The organism is Streptomyces sp. IBSBF 2435, assembly GCF_036815005.1.
Lineage (GTDB): Bacteria > Actinomycetota > Actinomycetes > Streptomycetales > Streptomycetaceae > Actinacidiphila.
On the sequence record NZ_JAJSYW010000144.1, the window covers coordinates 1 to 18,145 of the forward strand.

At 72.8% G+C, this 18,145-nt stretch carries 19 protein-coding genes and 1 pseudogene; 10 read left to right on the plus strand and 10 right to left on the minus strand.

Annotated elements, in window-relative coordinates:
- Positions 1-1,189 (minus strand): glycosyltransferase (locus V7E46_RS24210; RefSeq protein WP_333770388.1); only part of this gene is annotated, 1,189 nt, incomplete at its 3' end.
- Positions 1,190-1,612: 423 nt separating this feature from the next.
- Between V7E46_RS24210 and V7E46_RS24215 the strand changes: the two genes are divergently transcribed.
- The 5 genes from V7E46_RS24215 (at position 1,613) to V7E46_RS24235 (ending at position 4,325) form a co-directional block, all read left to right on the plus strand.
- A complete protein-coding gene (locus V7E46_RS24215) occupies positions 1,613-2,023 on the plus strand; it encodes a rodlin (protein ID WP_329177216.1) in 411 nt (136 codons plus the stop codon).
- 327 nt (positions 2,024-2,350) lie between these two features.
- Complete coding sequence (locus tag V7E46_RS24220) at positions 2,351-2,545, plus strand: chaplin (RefSeq protein WP_333770402.1); 195 nt, start codon at positions 2,351-2,353, stop codon at positions 2,543-2,545.
- A gap of 133 nt (positions 2,546-2,678) precedes the next feature.
- Positions 2,679-3,224, plus strand: a complete 546-nt coding sequence (locus V7E46_RS24225; RefSeq protein ID WP_333770389.1) for a chaplin — start codon at positions 2,679-2,681, stop codon at positions 3,222-3,224.
- Between the two features lie 154 nt (positions 3,225-3,378).
- Complete coding sequence (locus V7E46_RS24230; RefSeq protein WP_329177219.1) at positions 3,379-3,780, plus strand: hypothetical protein; 402 nt, start codon at positions 3,379-3,381, stop codon at positions 3,778-3,780.
- A 137-nt stretch (positions 3,781-3,917) separates the two neighbouring features.
- Positions 3,918-4,325, plus strand: coding sequence for a rodlin (locus V7E46_RS24235; RefSeq protein WP_329177221.1), 408 nt, complete (start codon positions 3,918-3,920; stop codon positions 4,323-4,325).
- 124 nt (positions 4,326-4,449) lie between these two features.
- Here V7E46_RS24235 and V7E46_RS24240 read toward each other — a convergent pair whose 3' ends face one another.
- The 3 genes and pseudogenes from V7E46_RS24240 to V7E46_RS24250 form a co-directional block, all read right to left on the minus strand.
- Entirely contained in the window at positions 4,450-4,668 is a 219-nt protein-coding gene (locus V7E46_RS24240) for a hypothetical protein (RefSeq protein WP_333770403.1), read from the minus strand.
- 9 nt (positions 4,669-4,677) lie between these two features.
- A pseudogene (locus V7E46_RS24245) lies at positions 4,678-4,722 on the minus strand (hypothetical protein); the annotation flags it as partial.
- Positions 4,719-4,910 carry a hypothetical protein gene (locus tag V7E46_RS24250; RefSeq protein WP_333770390.1) on the minus strand — a complete coding sequence of 64 codons (192 nt, stop codon included), beginning with the start codon at positions 4,908-4,910 and terminating at the stop codon, positions 4,719-4,721. The gene V7E46_RS24250 and the pseudogene V7E46_RS24245, both read right to left, overlap by 4 nt.
- Between V7E46_RS24250 and V7E46_RS24255 the strand changes: the two genes are divergently transcribed.
- Together V7E46_RS24255 and V7E46_RS24260 are read left to right on the plus strand one after the other, a co-directional pair.
- The gene (locus V7E46_RS24255) at positions 4,909-5,274 is read left to right on the plus strand and encodes a hypothetical protein (RefSeq protein WP_333770391.1); all 366 of its coding nucleotides are present in this window, start codon (positions 4,909-4,911) and stop codon (positions 5,272-5,274) included. The genes V7E46_RS24250 and V7E46_RS24255 overlap by 2 nt on opposite strands.
- A gap of 387 nt (positions 5,275-5,661) precedes the next feature.
- Entirely contained in the window at positions 5,662-9,837 is a 4,176-nt protein-coding gene (locus tag V7E46_RS24260; RefSeq protein WP_333770392.1) for a bifunctional nitrate reductase/sulfite reductase flavoprotein subunit alpha, read from the plus strand.
- Positions 9,838-9,934: 97 nt separating this feature from the next.
- Here the strand turns inward: V7E46_RS24260 and V7E46_RS24265 are convergent, their stop codons facing one another.
- From V7E46_RS24265 to V7E46_RS24280, 4 genes are all read right to left on the minus strand, one after another.
- Entirely contained in the window at positions 9,935-10,375 is a 441-nt protein-coding gene (locus V7E46_RS24265; protein WP_333770393.1) for an SHOCT domain-containing protein, read from the minus strand.
- Between the two features lie 14 nt (positions 10,376-10,389).
- Positions 10,390-11,826 carry a DUF2252 domain-containing protein gene (locus V7E46_RS24270; protein WP_333770394.1) on the minus strand — a complete coding sequence of 479 codons (1,437 nt, stop codon included), beginning with the start codon at positions 11,824-11,826 and terminating at the stop codon, positions 10,390-10,392.
- 269 nt (positions 11,827-12,095) lie between these two features.
- A complete protein-coding gene (locus V7E46_RS24275; protein ID WP_333770395.1) occupies positions 12,096-13,307 on the minus strand; it encodes a S8 family peptidase in 1,212 nt (403 codons plus the stop codon).
- Between the two features lie 303 nt (positions 13,308-13,610).
- The gene (locus V7E46_RS24280; protein ID WP_333770396.1) at positions 13,611-14,639 is read right to left on the minus strand and encodes a winged helix-turn-helix domain-containing protein; all 1,029 of its coding nucleotides are present in this window, start codon (positions 14,637-14,639) and stop codon (positions 13,611-13,613) included.
- A 243-nt stretch (positions 14,640-14,882) separates the two neighbouring features.
- Here V7E46_RS24280 and V7E46_RS24285 point away from each other — a divergent pair, with 243 nt between their 5' ends.
- A complete protein-coding gene (locus tag V7E46_RS24285) occupies positions 14,883-15,455 on the plus strand; it encodes a hypothetical protein (RefSeq protein ID WP_333770397.1) in 573 nt (190 codons plus the stop codon).
- A gap of 51 nt (positions 15,456-15,506) precedes the next feature.
- On the opposite strand, the gene V7E46_RS24290 is transcribed toward V7E46_RS24285, so the two are convergent.
- Complete coding sequence (locus V7E46_RS24290; RefSeq protein WP_333770398.1) at positions 15,507-16,112, minus strand: GNAT family N-acetyltransferase; 606 nt, start codon at positions 16,110-16,112, stop codon at positions 15,507-15,509.
- A 63-nt stretch (positions 16,113-16,175) separates the two neighbouring features.
- On the minus strand, positions 16,176-17,081 hold the full coding sequence (locus tag V7E46_RS24295; protein WP_333770399.1) for an NAD(P)-dependent oxidoreductase: 906 nt from the start codon (positions 17,079-17,081) through the stop codon (positions 16,176-16,178).
- Positions 17,082-17,156: 75 nt separating this feature from the next.
- Here V7E46_RS24295 and V7E46_RS24300 point away from each other — a divergent pair, with 75 nt between their 5' ends.
- Entirely contained in the window at positions 17,157-17,690 is a 534-nt protein-coding gene (locus tag V7E46_RS24300; RefSeq protein WP_333770400.1) for a GNAT family N-acetyltransferase, read from the plus strand.
- A gap of 10 nt (positions 17,691-17,700) precedes the next feature.
- On the plus strand, positions 17,701-18,145 hold a 445-nt coding region (locus V7E46_RS24305), incomplete at its 3' end, for a TetR/AcrR family transcriptional regulator (protein ID WP_333770401.1).

The window sequence follows — 18,145 nt, forward strand, 5'->3', positions numbered from 1 at the left end:
GCCGCCGGGGGCGTACGGGGTGGGGGAGCGCCAGGACGTCGCGATAGACCGCGGCGACACCTGCCGCGGCTCTTGCCACGTCGTGCTGGGCGCGGGCATGGGCGAGGGCGCGCAAGGACGCAGCCGTACGCAGCGGCCGGTCGGTGAGCAGCCGTACCAGGGCCGCGGACAGAGCGGCGGCGTCCGCGACCGGGACGACGCAGGCCTCGGCGTCTTCAGGGTGGAGGCTTTCGCGGGCGCCGCTCACGTCGGTGGTCACCACCGGGCGTCCGCAGGCCATCGCCTCCAGCGGTGCCAGCGCCATGCCCTCCCACCGCGAGGGCAGCACGACCACGTCCGCGGCCTGATACCACGGCACGGTGTCGCGGGCGGTGCCCGCGAGCAGTACGCCGGGGGGCGCGTCGAGCAGCAGCCGCCGGTGGTCGGGCCCTTCGCCGACCAGCACGAGCCGGGCCGCGGGAAGTGCCGCGGCGACCGCGGGCCAGGCGCGCAGCAGTACGTCTTGGCCCTTTTGCGGGCACAGCCGTCCGACGCACACCACCAGCGGCGTATCGGGCCCGGCGTCGGACAGCGCGGGCAGCGCGGCCCTGACGCCGTCGCGGTCTGCGGTGGGCCTGAAACGGGCGAGGTCGACACCGTTGCGCACCACTGCCCAGCGGGCGCGTACCCCGGCCTGCCGTCCGGCCCTGCGCTCGGCGTCGCTTACGCACAGCACCCGGTCCGCCCATCGAGCGGCGTGCCGCTCCCAGGCGCGCGCGGCCTCGGCGGTGGCGCCGCCGACCGCGTCGAAGGACCAGGCGTGCGGCTGGAAGACGGTGGGCACGCCGCCGCGGACGGCGAGGCGGGCCGCGAGGCCGGCCTTGGCACTGTGCAGGTGCAGCAGGTCGGGCCGGACCGCGCGCACCAGCCGGGCCGCCGCCGCGGCCTCGCGGGGGAGCCCGGGGCCGGGAGCGCGGCGGGCGGACCAGTGCACGACCTCCGCGCCGGCGCGCGCGGCGGCCTGCGGCAGCGTGTCGGGCGGAGGGACCCCGGGGCCGGACGAGCCGGGGGCCGTGAAGCCGCGGCCAGGCAGCGCCCGCCCGGCGGCGGGGGCCGGGCAGCCGACGACGACCCGGGCGCCCGCCCGTACCTGCGCGCGGACCAGGTCCGCCACGACGCGGGCCACCCCGCCCTCGACGGGCTGGGCCATATGCAGCACTGTCAACCCGGCGAGTCCGTCCTGCTGTTGCGGCATCGCGCGCCGATCTCCCTCTGCGAGCCCGTCAAACCCCGCCATCCGGTCCCGCGGAAGGCCGCCCGGTCGACGAATGCCGAGCCGGTCGGTCAATCCCGGGGAAACAGAAATGCACCGTCGCAGAAGGCGCGTCGAAAATCACGCAAGCCGCGCGCACGAGGGAGCCGTTGGCGGTCTCTTACGACGATCACACCGCAGCGGGTTGACATGGCGTCAATCCGCCGCCCGTACGCTCACCCGCACGCCTGGTGCGGGGCGAACACGACCGGCACCACTATCCATTCGGGTGAAACGGCATTACTAAACGCCGATGCCGGGGGTTGGACAGTCCGACCCGTCTTCCGGGGGCAATCCCACTCCAGTCAAGAAGGTCCCACCGTGATCAAGAAGTTCCTCGCCACGGCAGCCGTGGCCGCCTCCATCGCGGGCGTCTCGGCGACGGTCGCCCCGCAGGCGATGGCCATCGGTGACAGCAGCGGAACCACGACCGCCAACGGCAACGGTTCCCAGCAGAGCTACGGCAACACCTACACCGGCGGCTACATGAGCCCGTCGTTCGCGCTGATCTCGGGCTCGCTCAACAAGCCCTGCATCGCGCTGCCCGCCAAGGCGAACCTCGGCTCGCTCATCGGCCTGGTCCCGATCAGCGTCCAGGACATCAACGTCCTGTCGTCGCCGCAGAACCAGCAGTGCACCGAGAACTCGACCCAGTCGAAGGGCGACGAGCCGCTGTCGCACCTCCTGGACAACATCCCGATCCTCTCCGGCAACGGCGCGGGCAACAGCTGAGCCCAGATTTCCCGAGGGTCCGCCGGGTACCCCCTCACGGTTCCGACCGCCGGTGAGAAGCCGGCGGACGGAGTCGTTCCCGCGCAACCGGACTGCAAATATGCAAATTTTGCCGCCCATCCGAGTGGATGATGCCGTTCGAAGACGGGCGGGGAGTCACCTATCGGCATCAATCATCGTTGAATGAACCGCGCGGTAGCAGGGTTCCGAGATGACGGGACCTGTCGGCACGAAATCCGTGACGGCAGAAAATGCCACCGCCGCTGGAAAAGGAGTAGAACCGTGAAGAAGCTCACCAAGGCCGCGGCATTCGCCGCCGGAACCGTAATGGCGATGGGCGTCGCCACTCCGGCGTTCGCCAGCTCCGACGCGACTGGTGCCGCCATCGGCTCCCCGGGCGTGCTGTCCGGCAACCTGATCCAGGTGCCGGTGCACGTGCCGCTCAACCTGTGCGGCAACACCGTCGACATCATCGCGCTGCTGAACCCGACGTTCGGCAACACCTGCGTCAACGCCGACTGACGACGAACGACGCCGACAGGTCGGACAGCACGCTCCGACCAGGTACCGCCCCGGGCCGAGTGCGCCGCACTCCGGGGCGGTCCGTCATCTGCACCACCCTTGCACGACCTTGCACGAGCGGAGAAATGAGTCGATGCGACGACAGATTCTGAGCCGGAGTCTGCTCACCGTTGCTGCCGCGAGCAGCATCCTCGCCGTGACGGGAGGCTATGCGAACGCGGACTCCGACGCACAGGGCGCCCTGAACGGATCACCCCATTCGGCCGACGCCCATTCGCCGGAAGCCGATGTGCCGGCCGGTACCCATTCGTACGGAGCCACCGCGGAAAGCGACACGCACGGCTCGCCGGGAGTGCTGTCGGGAAACAGCGTGAATATCCCGGTCCAGGCGCCGGTGAACGTGTGCGGGAACTCCGTGGACGTGGCCGCGCTGCTCAATGCCGTGAGCGGGAATTCCTGTGCCAACGGCGAGGCGCCCGCCACCCCCGTGGTGCCGGGACCGCGGCACGCCAAGCCCCCCGTCACCACGCCCGAGGTGCACACACAGCTCGCGGAGACCGGCGCGTCGCGGGGGGCGGTGGGCGCGGCGACCGGCGCGGGAGCCGCGCTCCTGCTCAGCGGCGCGATGCTCTATCGGCGTTCGACCCGTACCGCGCGTATTCAGCGCACGTATTCCTGAGCGATTTCCGACCGTTTCCTTGCCCGGGCCCGGAAAGTCAAGCCGCCGCACTATCGGGTGATTGTCAGGCGGCGGGTCCGCACACAGTTTCCGTTGCACTCCGTAGTCGTTGTTCATGCCGACAGACATTCCGGCGCTACCGAAAGGGTGGCAAGTGAAGTACTCGAAGGTTGCAGCGGTCGTGGCCGGCTCCATGATGGCGGTCGGTGTGGCGGCGCCCGCATTCGCCGACGCCGCGAGCGCCGACAACATGAGCACGATGCCGACCAGCATCGACAGCGGGATCAACCAGGCGCTCAATGAGCAGCCGCTGCAGAAGCTCGGCGACAGCGCCCCGCTCGGTCCCGTTCTGAGCACCCTCGGCAAGACGACCGACAACCTCCGGGGCAACACCTCGACCGACGCCCTCCTGGGGCAGGCGAGCACGGCCACCCAGGGTGTCGCCAAGTCCGGCCTGGACGGTGCCGTACCCGGCGCGTCGCTGCTGGGCGGGCTGCCGCTGGGCGGACTGCCGCTCGGCGGTCTGGGCGGCGTGCTCGGCGGACTCGGCGGCTGACGCCCCGTCACTTTCCTGGCGGCCCGACTCCACCATCGGAGTGAAACGCCGGAACCAAACCCGTCATGAGCGGTTGATCAGATCGCTCAGACCTTCCTTCCAGAACCGCGCAATCCCGCATCGCAAAAGGACACACAATGATCAAGAAGATGCTGGCCGGAGCCGCCCTCGCCGCTTCGGTCGTCGCAGTCGGCGCCGCCGCCGCCCCGGCCATGGCCATCGGCAACGACACCGGCACCACCACGGTGAACGGCAACGGCGCTGTGCAGGCCTACGGCAACACCGTCACCGGCGGCACCCAGAGCCCGCAGCTCGGCCTCATCCAGGGCACCCTGAACAAGCCCTGCATCGGCCTGCCCGTCAAGGCGAACGTCGGCTCGCTGATCGGCCTCATCCCGATCACCGTCCAGGACGTCAACGTGCTGTCGTCGCCGCAGAACCAGCAGTGCGCCGAGAACTCCACCCAGGCCAAGGGTGACGAGCCGCTGTCGCACATCCTGGACAACATCCCGGTCCTGTCCGGCAACGGTGCCGCCAACCACTGACGTTCCGCTCGCTCCACCTGCTCCATCCGGGCCGCCGGCGATCTCGTGCCGGCGGCCCCTCCGTCTTTTCCGGTCCGCCCCGCGGTCCGCCCCCCCGGCAGCCGCTGCCTGAGCCGAGCCGCGGTCAGGTACGGCCGATCTCGGCGGCCTGCTCGCTGCCGACCTCGGCGGCGGCGCGGAAATAGCGGCGGATCACGGTGAGGTCGGCGTCGCTGAACGAGCCGAGCATCGTGTCGTACGCGTCCCCCGGCCCTTCCCAGGCGTCGCCCAGGCCCTCCAGGGCGCCCGGCATCAGCGCCACCAGCGATCTGCGGCGGTCGGCCGGGTCCGCGCGGCGCTCCACCGGGCCCGCCGCGACCAGCCGGTCGACCAGCCGGGTCGCGGAGCCGGGGGTCAGTCCGGCAGCACCGCGATCTGGCCGGTGGTCAGCGGGTCGGGCTCCAGGTCGAGCAGATTGAGGCACTGCACATCGGTGGGGTGCAGGCCGAGCCGTTCGGCCATCCGCTGGTTGAACAGCGTCCAGGCCGCGTAATGGCGCCGGGCCTCCGTGACGACCTGGTCGAGCAACTCCTCGCGGTCGGGCATGCGGCCGTCTCCGTCCCTCATCATTGACGGCCTCGCGGCGGCAGCCGCTGCCGTGCTGACGGCGCCCGAGCGGTACACGGCTCCGGCGTACACCCTCACGGGGCCGCAGTCCCTCACCTTCCGTGAGCGGGCCGAACTCATCGGGGCGGCCCGGGAGCGCCCCGTGCGGGTCGAGACGGTCAGCCGTGCCGGGTGGATGGCGGAGACGAGTATTCCGGCGTCCTACGCCGAAGCCCTCCTCGACCACTGGCGGAGCCACGACGGCACGCCGGTGGCGACCACTGCCACTGTCGCTGCCCTCACGGGCTGCCCGGCCCGCCCGTTCGCGGCGTGGGCGGCGACGCGTGCGGCGGCTTTTTCCTGAGGCTTTCCGCTCGCCCAGCCGCGCGGCCCCGGATCTCCCCCGGCGGACAGCCGCAGGCACCCGCTCCCCGAACGGCCTGTCCGCCGCGCCGGAGGACGCCCCAAAGGGCGCGGGGAACTGCGCGCTCGGCCACAACCGTGGGAAAGAAGCGCCGCCACCGCAAGTGGCGCCCGCCCCCAGGGGCGCGGGCGAGTGCGCGACCGGTTTCCCCGCAGCGCCACCGTGGGATCGTAGAAGCAACCCCACAGGGGCTCGGCTCACAGGGGCTCGGCAACCTGTGTGCAGAGGGTGTAACCGCGGGCGGCCCGCGGGGTGACCGCGGCGTAATCGCGGGTTCGTAGCGTCGGGCGGGCGCGGCCGCGGGGGCCGCGGGGGGAGGACCCGCAGGTGGGAACGACGACGGTACGGACGGTGTGCTCGTACTGCGGCGTCGGCTGCGGCCTCCTGCTGGACGTCGGAGCCGGTCCCGACGGGCGCCGCACCGTACTGAAGGCCGTCGGCGACAAGGCGCACCCGGCCAACCGCGGCCGGCTCTGCACGAAGGGCGCGACGACCGCGGACATGCTGGCGGCGCCCGGCCGGCTGGCGAGCGCGCTGGTCCGCCAGGAGCGCGGCGCCGAAGCCGTACCGTCGCCCGCCGCCGAGGCGATCGCGGAGACCGGCCGCCGGCTACGGGCGGTCGTGGACGAGCACGGACCGGACGCGGTGGCGCTGTACGTGTCGGGCCAACTGAGCCTGGAAGCGCAGTATCTGGCGAACAAGCTCGCCAAGGGTTTCATCGGCACCAACCAGATCGAGTCCAACTCCCGCCTGTGCATGGCCAGCGCGGGCAGCGGCTACAAGCTGTCGCTCGGCGCGGACGGCCCGCCCGGCTCGTACGAGGACCTCGACCACGCCGACGTCTTCCTCGTGATCGGCGCGAACATGGCCGACTGCCACCCGATCCTCTTCCTGCGGATGATGGAGCGGGTCAAGGCGGGCGCCAGGCTGATCGTGGTGGACCCGCGCCGCAATGCGACGGCCGCGAAGGCGGATCTGTTCCTGCAGATCCGCCCCGGCACCGATCTGGCGCTGCTGAACGGCCTGTTGCACCTGCTGCACGCCAACGGCCGTACCGATCGGGACTTCATCGCCCGTTGGACCGAGGGCTGGGAGACGATGCCGGGCTTCCTCGCCGACTACCCGCCGGCGGCCGTCGCCGGGATCACCGGCATACCCGAGGCCGACCTGCGGCGGGCCGCCGACCTGATCGGCGGCGCGGCCGAATGGACGAGTTGCTGGACGATGGGCCTCAACCAGTCCACGCACGGCACCTGGAACACCAACGCCCTGATCAACCTGCATCTTGCGACCGGCGCGATCTGCCGTCCGGGCAGCGGCCCGTTCTCGCTCACCGGCCAGCCGAACGCCATGGGCGGCCGGGAGATGGGCTACATGGGTCCCGGTCTGCCCGGGCAGCGCTCGGTCCTGGTGGCCGAGGACCGGGCCTTCGCCGAGGACTTGTGGGGGCTGCCGCCCGGCACCGTGCGGGCGGACGGCGCCGGGCGCGGCACGGTGGAGATGTTCCGGCGGATGGCCGACGGCGAGATCAAGGCCTGCTGGATCATCTGCACCAACCCGGTGGCGTCGGTCGCGAACCGCCGTACCGTCATCGAGGGCCTGGAGGCGGCCGAGTTCGTCGTCACCCAGGACGTGTTCGCCGACACCGAGACCAACGCCTACGCCGACATCGTGCTGCCCGGCACGATGTGGACCGAGTCCGAGGGCGTCCTGATCAACAGCGAGCGCAACCTCACCCTCGCCCGGCAGGCGGTCGACCCGCCCGGCGAGGCGCTGCCCGACTGGCGGATCATCGCCGAGGTGGCGCGCGCGATGGGCTACGGGGCCGCGTTCGACTACGCGGGACCCGGGGAGGTCTTCGACGAGATACGCCGGGCCTGGAATCCGGTCACCGGCTACGACCTGCGGGGCGTGACGTACGAGCGGCTGCGGGACACGCCCGTGCAGTGGCCGGCCCCCACCGAGGACGGCCCCGACCGCAACCCGATCCGCTACATCGAGGGCGACGGGCTGCGCTTCCCGACCGAGAGCGGGCGGGCCGTCTTCCACCCCAGGCCGCATGTGCCGCCCGCCGAGATGCCCGACGACGACTTTCCCTTCGTGCTCAACACCGGCCGGTTGCAGCACCAGTGGCACACCCTGACCAAGACCGGCAAGGTCGCCAAGCTCAACAGGCTCAACCCCGGGCCGTTCGTGGAACTGCACCCGCGGGACGCCGCCGGCCTGGGCATCGCCGAGGGCGACCCGGTGGAGGTCGCCTCACGGCGCGGCCGTGCGGTGCTGCCCGCGGTGCTGACCGACCGGGTGCTGCCTGGCTGCTGCTTCGCGCCTTTCCACTGGAACGACCTGTTCGGCGAGTACCTGAGCGTCAACGCCGTCACCAGCGACGCGATCGACCCGGTGTCCTTCCAGCCGGAGTTCAAGGTGTGCGCGGTGTCGCTGACGAGAGTCGCCGCGCCGATCGAGGCGGGACAGGGCGAGCCCGGGCCCGCGGAGAGCACGCCGTCCGAGTCCGTACCGTCCGAGTCCGCACCGTCCGAGTCCGCTTCGGCCGGGACCGCACCGGTGGAAGCCGCACCGGTGGAGGCCGCACCAGCCGAGGCCGCGCCCGGCGACGTCTTCGGCATACCGGACCTCGCACCGCCCGCGCTGGCCGAGCACGAACAGACCTACCTGGCAGGCTTCCTGGCAGGCCTCGGCCCGGACGTGACCGGTGTACCCGTCCTCCCGCCGCAAGCGCCCCTCACGCCCGGGCACGCGCTCTGGGTCAACGGGGCTCTGGCGGGCAGGTATTCGCGGCTGCCCGCAGGCCCCGAACCCGTACCGCACACCGAAGTGCCGCAGTCCGGGAGGGAGGTGGTGGTGCTGTGGGCCTCGCAGACCGGCAATGCCGAGGGCTTCGCCGCGGCCGCCGTCCAGCGCCTCACCGGCACTGGCCACCGGGCCACGCTGCTCGGCATGGCCCACGCCTCCCCCGCCGCGCTCCCGGCCACCGCCGACCTGCTGCTGATCACCAGCACGTTCGGCGACGGCGAGGCCCCCGACAACGGCGCCGGCTTCTGGGACGCCCTCACCGCGCCGGGCGCCCCGCGGCTCGACGGCCGCCGTTACGCCGTCCTGGCCCTCGGCGACTCCTCCTACGCCGAATTCTGCGGCCACGGACGCCGGTTGGACGAACGCCTCGGCGAACTGGGCGGCGTACGCCTCGCGCCGCGTACGGACTGCGAGCCCGACTACGAACCGTCCGCGCTCGCCTGGCTCGACCAGGTGCTCGGCGCTCTGGCGCAGCCGCCGCCCGCCGAAACCGCCGCACAGCCCCCCGCCGGAGCCGCCGAAGCCGCCGCGCCGAACTCCCCGGTCCCCGCGCCCGCCGGGCCCGTACGGCGGCCCGCGGGCGGCACCGCCCGGCTCACCGGCAACCGGCTGCTCGGACGGCCGGGCGCCGCCAAGGAAGTCCGCCGCTTCACCTTCGACACCCGCGACAGCGCCGTCCCGCTGCCGTACGAGGCCGGCGACGCGCTCGGCGTCCTGCCCGTCAACTCCCCCGCCCTGGTGGCCGAATGGCTCGCCGTGACCGGTCTCGACCCGTACACCGGCGTCACCGTCCCCGGTATCGGCGACGTCCCGCTGGGCGAAGCGCTGCGCCAGTACCTGGAGATCACCAGGATCACCCCCGACCTGCTGCGCTTCATCGCCGACCGCACGCACGACCGGGCGCTCAGGAAGCTGCTGCGGCCCGACAACAAGGACGAACTCGCCCGGTGGTCATGGAGCAGGCACGCGGTGGACGCCATCGCGGAACACGCCGTCCGGGCCGGCGCGGACGAGTGGACCGGGGTGCTAAAGAAGCTCCAGCCGCGGCTGTACTCCATATCGTCCAGCCCGCTCACCGACCCGCGGTGCATCTCGCTGACCGTCTCCGTCGTGCGCTACGACAGCCCGGACGGCCGGCCGCGCGGCGGCGTCTGCTCGCCCTTCCTCGCCGACGCCGAGCCGGGTACGACCGTGCCCGTGCACGTCCGGCGCTCCCCGGACTTCCGGCCGCCCGCCGACCCCGCCACCCCCATGATCATGGTGGGCCCCGGCACCGGCGTAGCCCCCTTCGTCGGCTTCCTCGACGAGCGCCGCGCCCGCGGCCACCGCGGCCCGAACTGGCTCTTCTTCGGCGAGCAGCACCGGGCCACCGACTTCTACTACGAGGACGACCTCGCCGCCCGCCTCGCCGACGGCACCCTCACCCGCCTCGACACCGCCTTCTCCCGCGACCAGCGGGCCAAGGTCTACGTCCAGGACCGGATGCGCGAGCACGGCCCGCTGCTGTGGTCCTGGCTCCAGGACGGCGCGCACTTCTACGTCTGCGGTGACGCCGCCCGCATGGCGAAGGACGTCGACCGGGCGCTGCGCGACATCGCCACCGCACACGGCGGGCTGCCGTCCGGCGCGGCGGCGGCGTACGTCAAGCAACTCGCCGCGGAGAGACGATACGTCCGCGACGTCTACTAGCCGCCGCCTTCCTCCCGGAGGGGGCACCCGCCCGGGAGCGCGAGGAACCGCGCGACCGGCCGCCCACCGGGGCGCACCCGGGGAGACGGGCGGGCTCTCAGCCGAGGATCTTCTCCTTCGCCCGCTGGAACTCCTGCTCGGAGAGGTGCCCCGCGGTCTTCATCTCGGCCAGCTTGGCCAACTCGTCGGCCGAACTCCCCGAGCCGCCCGGGCTGCCCGAACCCCCCGCCCCAGAACCGGCGGTCTTGCGAATGTACTCATCGATGTCCTGCTGATGCGCCTTCGAGTGCTGCGCCTCCCGCCGCCCCATGCCGGCGCCGCGAACACAGACGTAGACGAAGACGCCCAGGAAGGGCAGCACCAGGACGAACAGCAGCCAGGCGGCCTTGACCCAGCCGTTCATCGAGTCGTCGCGGAAGAGGTCGACGACGATCCGGAAGAGCAGGAAGACCCACAGCACCCACAGGAACACCCACATCGCGGTCCAGAAGGCACCCAGGACCGGGTAGTCGTAGGCGAGGTAGACGGTGTTGCTCATGACGGGCCTCCGGTTCAGTCGGGAGAGGGAGCGACGCGGACGCGGCCGTCCGCCGCCGCGGTGGCGAGTGCCTGGTGGTCGAAGGCGTTGCGGTCGGCGTAAGCCTCGGCGAATTCGGCGAGGGCGCGGTCGAGCGCGTCCCCGCCGCCCGCGTATGCCGCGAGCGCGATGGGGTCGCCGGAGCGGGCGTGCGCGCGGGCCAGGGAGGCGCCGCAGACCCGGGCGAAGAGCCGCAGCATCGTCGGGGACATGGTGTCGGGCTGCGCGATTCCCTTCCAGTCGCGCAACTGCCTTATGTAGAAGTCGCGTTGCCGCCCGTCGATGCCGATGACGCGTTCCCAGCCGAGCAAAATGTCCCCGGCGGACTGCATCAACCGCTGTCCGGCGACGACGCGTTGGCCCTGGTTGTCGTGGACGGCGGCGCCGGCGTAGGGGGCGAGGACCGAGGGCCCCGCCTCCTTGGCCTGCAACAGCAGCGGGTCCTGTTCGTCGCGGCCGATGGCGAGGATCACCCAGCACCGGGTGCCGACGCTGCCGACGCCGACGACCTTGCGCGCCATGTCCACCACGTGGAAGCGGCTCAGCAGCATCCGCCGCTCCGCCGACAGGCTGTCGCTGTAGTTGCGCAGCAACTCACGCAGTTTCGACTCCAGTTCGACGCGCTGGTCGCCTGGAAGCAGCTCGCGCAGCGGGGTGATCAGCGGCGGGTCCGAGGCGATCCTGCGCCGCCCGTCGACCACGGTGGTCAACTTGTCGAAGGCCTGCGCGGTGGTCCTGGTGCGTGCCTTCGCCAGCGCCTTGGCCGTCCGGCGCCTGACGGTCCTGTCCGGCTGGTCGGCGGGCAGCAGCGCCGCGAGCTGGTCGGCGTCGTCCTGCGCGTACCAGACGTCGAGGGTGCCCATGCCGGCGAAGAGCCGCATCCGCTCGCGGTACGCCTCGACCGCCCCGCGGACGATCGCGGTGCGCCGCCGGGCGTCGAGGCCGCGGGCGCGGGCGGCGATCTCCAAGCTGGTCGCGAGCCGTTTGAGATCCCACTCGAAGGGGCCCGGCAGTGTCTCGTCGAAGTCGTTGATGTCGAAGACGAGGCGGCGCTCGGGGGAGGCGAGCAGCCGGAAGTTCAGCAGGTGCGCGTCCCCGCACAGCTGGGTGGTGAGCCCGGTGTGCGGCGCCTGGCCGAGGTCCGCGGCCATGATGCCCGCGGCGCCCCGGTAGAAGCGGAAGGGCGACTCCAGCATGCGTCCGTAGCGGATCGGCACGAGTTCCCGCACCCGGTCGGCGGACTGCTGTTCCAGCAGGCCGACCGGGTCGAAGCGCTTCTTGCCCGGCTCGAAGCGGGCTTGCGCGGACCGCGGTACGCGACGGCGTGCCGCCTTCCCGTCCGCCGCTCGCCGCGCGGGGTCGCGCCGCGGACCACCCGCCGCTGACCCCGGGGCCCTGTCCTGTTCACGCATGGGCTCACCGCCCTCCGGTGCCTCCATCGTGACCCCGGCCCGCCGCCCCCGCCACGCGTGCACTGTCCCCGCACCGGTCACGTACGGTGAGCTGTCGTGACGTGACGGGCGTCCACCGATCGGTGGACGGGAGTGTGGCTCGTACGGCCGTTCCCGGCGCCGGGACGCCCGCTGGATCCGGCGTACATGGCGGCGGGGTGCGGGGCGTCCCTGAACGGCGGTGAGCCGCCTCGTGCGGACGAGGCGGCTCACCGGTGGGGCGGGACGGGTCACAGACCGCCGGTGTAGAGCAGCCGGTTGGGCGAACCCGCGCTGACGGTGAGCACGTTGGCAGTGGCCTGGCTCGCGATCCAGCTGCTCACGTCGGACGCGCCGGCGGCGGGGTTCGCCGCCTTGTAGAGCAGCGCGACACCGGCCGCGTGCGGGCTGGCCATCGAGGTGCCGTCCAAGGCGATGCTGCCGCCGCCGAGCTTGGCCGAGACGATGTCCTGGCCGGGGGCGTAGAGCGTCAGGCACGCGCCGTAGTTGCTGAAGTCGGTCTGGTGGTCAGCGGAGTCGGTCGCCCCGACGGTGAGCGCGCCCGGGGCGCTCGCGGGCGAGACGTCGCACGCGTCCTCGGAGCTGTTGCCGGCCGCCACCACCGGCAGCACCCCTGCGTCGGCGAGCGCTGTGGCCGCGTCGTTGACCGCGGGGGAGTAGCCGCCGCCCAGCGACGCGTTCAGCACGGCGGGCTGCTTGGCGTTCTTCGCCACCCAGTCGAAGCCGGCGATGATCCCGGCCCAGCTGCCCTTGCCGTCGCATCCCAGCACCCTGACGCTGACCAGGTTCGCCTTCGGGGCGACACCATAGGTGGCGCCGCCGACCGTACCCGCGACATGGGTGCCGTGACCGGCGCAGTCCTGCCCGTTGCGGCCGTCGCCGATCGCGTCGAAGCCGGGTACGGCCCGCCCGCCGAACTCGCTGTGGCCGAAGTCGATGCCGGTGTCCATGATGTAGGCGGTCGCGCCCGCGCCCTTGCCGACGGTGGTGAACTGCCCGTCGAGCGGCAGATTGCGCTGGTCGATCCGGTCGAGGCCCCAGGTGCCGGCCGCAGCCCTGACGACGCCGTCGACCGCGGGGACGGTCGTGCCCGCCAGGTCGTAGGCGGTCACCGACGCGTTCTCCTCCACGGCCTCGACGCCCGGCGTCCTGCGGACCGTGTCGAGCTGCGCCGGGTCGAGCGTGATGGCGAAGCCGCGCAGGGCCCTGCTGTAGGTGAAGAACGGCTTGAGGCCGATGTTCTGGGCGACCGACGACGGGTCGAGGGTCTTCTGCACGGTGACGATGTACTGCCCGGCGACGGCGTCGTCGTGCGTCCGCAGCGGGGCGAGCGCGGTGGCGGGCGCGGGGAGCGGGATTGCGGCAACGGCAGGAGTGCCTGCCACGGTCAGCGGTGCGAGGACCAGGGCGGCGGCGGACAGGCCGCGCGCGAACAAGCGCATGTCGGACTCCGGTGGGGACGGTGGCGATCGGTGGGGGCTCGCGCCGCGGTGTGCCCGTCCCCGGGCGCGACGGCCGGGGCGGACAGCGCGCGTGCGGGCCAACGATCCGACGATCAGCCACGTCTGCGACCCCGACACACGTACGAGGTGAGCCGCGTCAGCCGAATGGGCGCGGCATCCGGCGCAGGGGGCGGGCGTACGGCTCGCGCTGCGGCCAGTGCGCCGCGCTTTTCGGGCGGCCGGTGCAGGTACCGATTCGGCGCGGCAATGTACCGGGGCCTTCATCGGGGTGGGACCGGGACGTCAGGGCGCGGGAGACGTGGAGGCCGCCGCGTGCAGCAGCAGTTCGGAGCCCAGCGCGGTGAGCGTGTGGTGGCTGGACCGGCCGCTGCGCCGGGTGGCGACAAGACCGGCCCGCCGCAGGACGCCGGCGTGCTCGCTGGCCGACGCGGGCGACAGGCCCACCCGGCGGGCCAGCTGGCCGGTCGTCACACCGTCGGCGATCGCTTCGAGCACCGCCGCCCTGCTGTGCCCGAGCAGCGCGGCCAGACCCCCGTGCGGGCCGCTCAGCGGGGCGAGGAGCGGATGGCGGTCGCTGTCGGGGACGACCTCGTAGTAGAGCGTCGGCTGCTCCTCGTCCGGGTCGCAGGGCACGTACGAGCTGAACGCGCCCGGCGCCAGCACCAGGCCGCGCCCGCCGAGGTGGTAGTCGTACTCGACCTCCGCCCGGGTCTGCACTTCGAGCACCGGAGGCCGCCAGCGCATCCGGGGGCCGAGCGCGTGCAGCACCTCCTCGATGCCGCCGTCCCCCAACTGCCGGGTGCGGGCCGCCCGGTCGGCGGCGAGCAGCGCGGCCAGCCCGGGCCAGTACGGCGCCACGGCCACCCGGTGGTAGTCGCGTACCGCCGCGGCCAGCCCGTTCGCCGCGGCAGGGTCGCCGTCGGCCAGGTCCCGGGTCCAGCGGGGCAGCGGGCGGTGCCTGCCGACGTAGTCCAGGTCGGCCCGCAGGGCCCGCTGAGGGGTGCTCAGCAGCCGCTCCAGCTCGTCGTCCAGGTTCCGCAGCCCGATGTGCGGGCGCAGGAAGCGCGGGATGGGGTGCGCGGGGTCGCGGGGGGCGAGCTGCGCGAAGTACGGCTTCTGCGGCGCCGGCCGGTCAACGCCGTCACCAGGCGCTGCCAAGCCCGCCCGGACCTGCCGCCGCCAGCCTTCGAGACCGGGTGCGCCGGCCCGCTGCACCAGGCGGAAGGCGCTGAAAGTGGTGACCGCGAGCGGGCTCGGGCGGGCCGCCAGCCGGGTGCGGGCCAGGTCGGTGAGCGTGAAGTGAATGCGCACGGGCTCCCCCATTTGCTTCGGCCAGGGCCGAAACGTGTCGCCGTGGTCCTTTCTACACGGCACGGTGGTGTCCGCGGGGCGCCCCGGACGTACGGGGGCCGGCCGGGTGGCGCCCCGCCCACACAGCCGGTCATGCGGTCGCTTCACGGAACGGGAGGACGTGGGATGAGGACACGGCAGCGGAGCACGGGGCGCCGGGCGCGGCACAGCGCGCGAGGCGCGGCAGTTGGCGCGGGACCGGCCGTGCGCCGGGCTGCGAGCGCGGCCCTGGTGGTGGGCGCGGTCGCCGCCCTGCTGGCGGCGCCGACCGGCGCGAGTGCCGCGACACCGGCGGACGGCGTCCCGGTCCTGCCGGGCGTGCCGGCGGACGTGTCGGGTCTGCGGGGACCTGTCGTCACCCACCCGGTACAGGAGCCGTTCGACTACGCCGCGGGCGTGGTGTGCGCCTTTCCCTCGCGCGCCGACTTCCCGGTCGGCGATCTGACCATCAGGACCTGGAGCGACGCGGCCGGCAACCCGGTCGTCGCGGTCGAGACCGGCCCGCTGATCATGCGGGTCACCAATCTGACCACCGGGAGATCCGTCCAGCGCGACATCTCGGGCAGCGGCGTGCTCACGTACCCCGACCCGGACTCGTACATCCTCAGCGGCAACGACTGGTCGGCCGGCTTCCACACCGGCGACCGGCCGCAGAACCGGTGGATCGTGGCCAGCACCTTCATGTCGGTCAGGATCAGCACGGTGGCGGGGAAGACCGGCAAAACGTTGCTGGCGCTCGCGGGCCCGTACGAGGACCTCTGCAAGACACTGGCCTGAGGCCGCACGGCCCGGCACCATGCGCCGCGGCGAATGGTGCCGGACGCGCCGTCAGGCTTCTCGGACCGGCATCGGCTCGCGCCACATCGGCCACATCTGCGGGCCGTCCGGAAGGTCGACCGTGCGGCCGGGCGAGACGAAGCCGAGGCGGGCGTAGAGCGCGCGGCTGCGGGCCGTACTGGCCTCCAGATAGGCCGCGCGGCCCTCGCGGTCGCAGCGGGCCAGCACGGACGTGATCAGCTCGGTGCCCCGCCCCTGACTGCGGGCCGCGGAGTCCACCGCGATGAGCATCAGATACTCGTGCGCCCGCTCCGTGGGGTGGGCGGCGTCGAGGATCCGGGCGATGGTCTCGACGCGTTCGTTGGTCGGGTCGACGGCCCGGCGGAAGGCCGCGGGACCGTCCTCGTCGGCCGGGTGGCCGCCGGCCGGCACCGACAGCCACAGCGCCGCCGCCGAGCCGTCCACCGCCACGTCCACGTAGCCCCCGGTGAGCGCGGTGTCGAGGAAGGCGCCCATCAGCGCACCGTGCCTGCGCCGCCGGTAGGCCGGGTCGGGAAAAACCCAGCTGCTGACCGGGTCGTCCCGGAAGACCTCGTCCAGCAGGGCGTTCACCGCCGCCCTGTCGTCCTGCCCGGCCTGTCGGATCGCCACACCCATCCGCTCGTCCTCCGCTTGTCCGCTGGTCGTATCAACTGATCGTGCCCGTGGGGCGGTTGCAGCCTAGGCCTTTCCGGAGGGCCGTGCTCCGCCGGTGCGGGCCTCGATCGCGTGCAGCACCGCGACCATGTCGGCGCCGCCGTGGCCGAGTGCCACGGTCTCGTCGAACAGCGCGTGGCAGACGTCCAGCAACGGCGACGCAAGGCCGGCCTCCCGGGCCGCCGCGGCAATGAGCCGGTTGTTCTTGAGCACGTCCAGGGCGGCCGCCTGGACCGCGAAGTCGCGGTCCCTCAGCAGGGGCGCCTTCATCCGGGACACCGCGCTGGCCATCGGCCCGGCGTCGAGCACGGCCAGGAAGCGGTCGCGGTCGAGACCGTGCCGGTCGGCGAAGTGGAAGGCCTCGGTGAGCCCGGTGACCATGGTGATCAGGAAGAGGTTCACCGACAGCTTCGTCAGCAGCGCGCCAGGGACCGGGCCGCACTCGAACGCCTCCCGGCACATGGCACCCAGCAGCGGTCGTACGGTGTCCACTGCCTGCTGCTCCCCGGCCAGCATCGCCACCAACTGCCCGGTCTCCGCCGGCTCGCGCGACCCCGACACCGGCGCCTCCACGTAGTGGCCGCCCGCGGCCAGGACGTCGGCCGCCAGCGCCCGCGAGTAGTCGGGCGAGGTCGTGCCCATGTGCACGAGTGTCCGGCCTGCGACGTGCCCGGCGAAGGCGGCGGTGCCGCGTGTCAGGGTGGCGTCGATCGCCCGGCCGTCGGCCAGCATCAGGAAGACGACGTCGCTCGTACGCAGCACGTCACCTGGCGCGTCCGCGACCAGGGCGCCCGCGGCACGCAGCGGCACGCTCCTCCCGGGTGTCCTGTTCCACACGGTCAGCGGCGGCCCGTCCGCCATCTGCCGCGCCAGGTTGAGGGCCATGGGCTGCCCCATGACGCCGAGACCGAGGAAGCCTGCTGTCGGCATGCCGTCGGGTCCTTTCCTGCGGTAGCCGTGATGACGGCATTGCGATCTATGACAGTCGTCATAATACTAGTCACTATGACCACTGTCATAGAGCAGGTCGCGCCGCCCCGGCCGATGCCCGCGGCGGCCCTCCACGGCTGGCAGGTCGCGGTTGTCCGGCCCGCCGACGCCGCCGCCCTGCACGGCCTGTTCGCCGCCTGCTCCGAGGACACCGTCGGACGGCGCTTCTTCGGCCGCCTCCGCGCGTTTCCCGCGGACTACCTGGCACATGTGCTGGCCGGCCGTGCCGAGGTCCACGACGCGGTGGTGGCCTACGGCGCCGACAGGGCGCGGCTGGTCGGCCTCGCCAGCCTCGCCCTCCCCCCGGGCTCCCCGGTCGCGGAACTGGGCGTCCTCGTCGGCGACGCCTGGCAGCGGCAGGGCGTGGGCCGCGCCATGCTCGACCTGCTGCTCGCCCGCGCCCGTGACCGCGGCGTCCTCCGCGTCAGCGCCGCTGTACTGCCCGGCCGTTCCGCCCTGCTCGGCGCACTGGGCCGCCACCTGCCCGCGGAGCACCTCGCGTACTCCGCGGACGGCCCCAGCGGCGTCTATAAGCTGGACCGGACCTGAGGAGGCGAAGATGACTGAACCTCGCACACACGGTCCGCGGGAGCGGATGGTCTTCGCCGCGGCCCAGCTCATCCGCCGCGACGGCGTCGGCGCGACGGGCATGCGCGACGTTGCCGCCCGGGCGGGGGCGCCCCGCGGCTCCCTCCAGCACTATTTCCCCGGCGGCAAGGAACAACTGGTCAACGAGGCCGTCGCCTGGGCCGGCCACTACGCGGGCAGACGTGTCTCCCGCTACCTGGCCGACCTCCCCGAGCCCACTCCCGGCGCCCTCTTCGCCTCGATGACCCGGCAATGGATCGACGAATTCGAGTCCACCGGCTTCGGCACCGGCTGCCCTGTCGTCGCCGCCACCGTCGACTCGACGGCATCCACGCCCTCGGCCCGCGAGGCCACCGCGTCCGCCTTCACCGCCTGGACCACGCCCCTCGCGGACGCCCTGACCACCCTCCATGTCC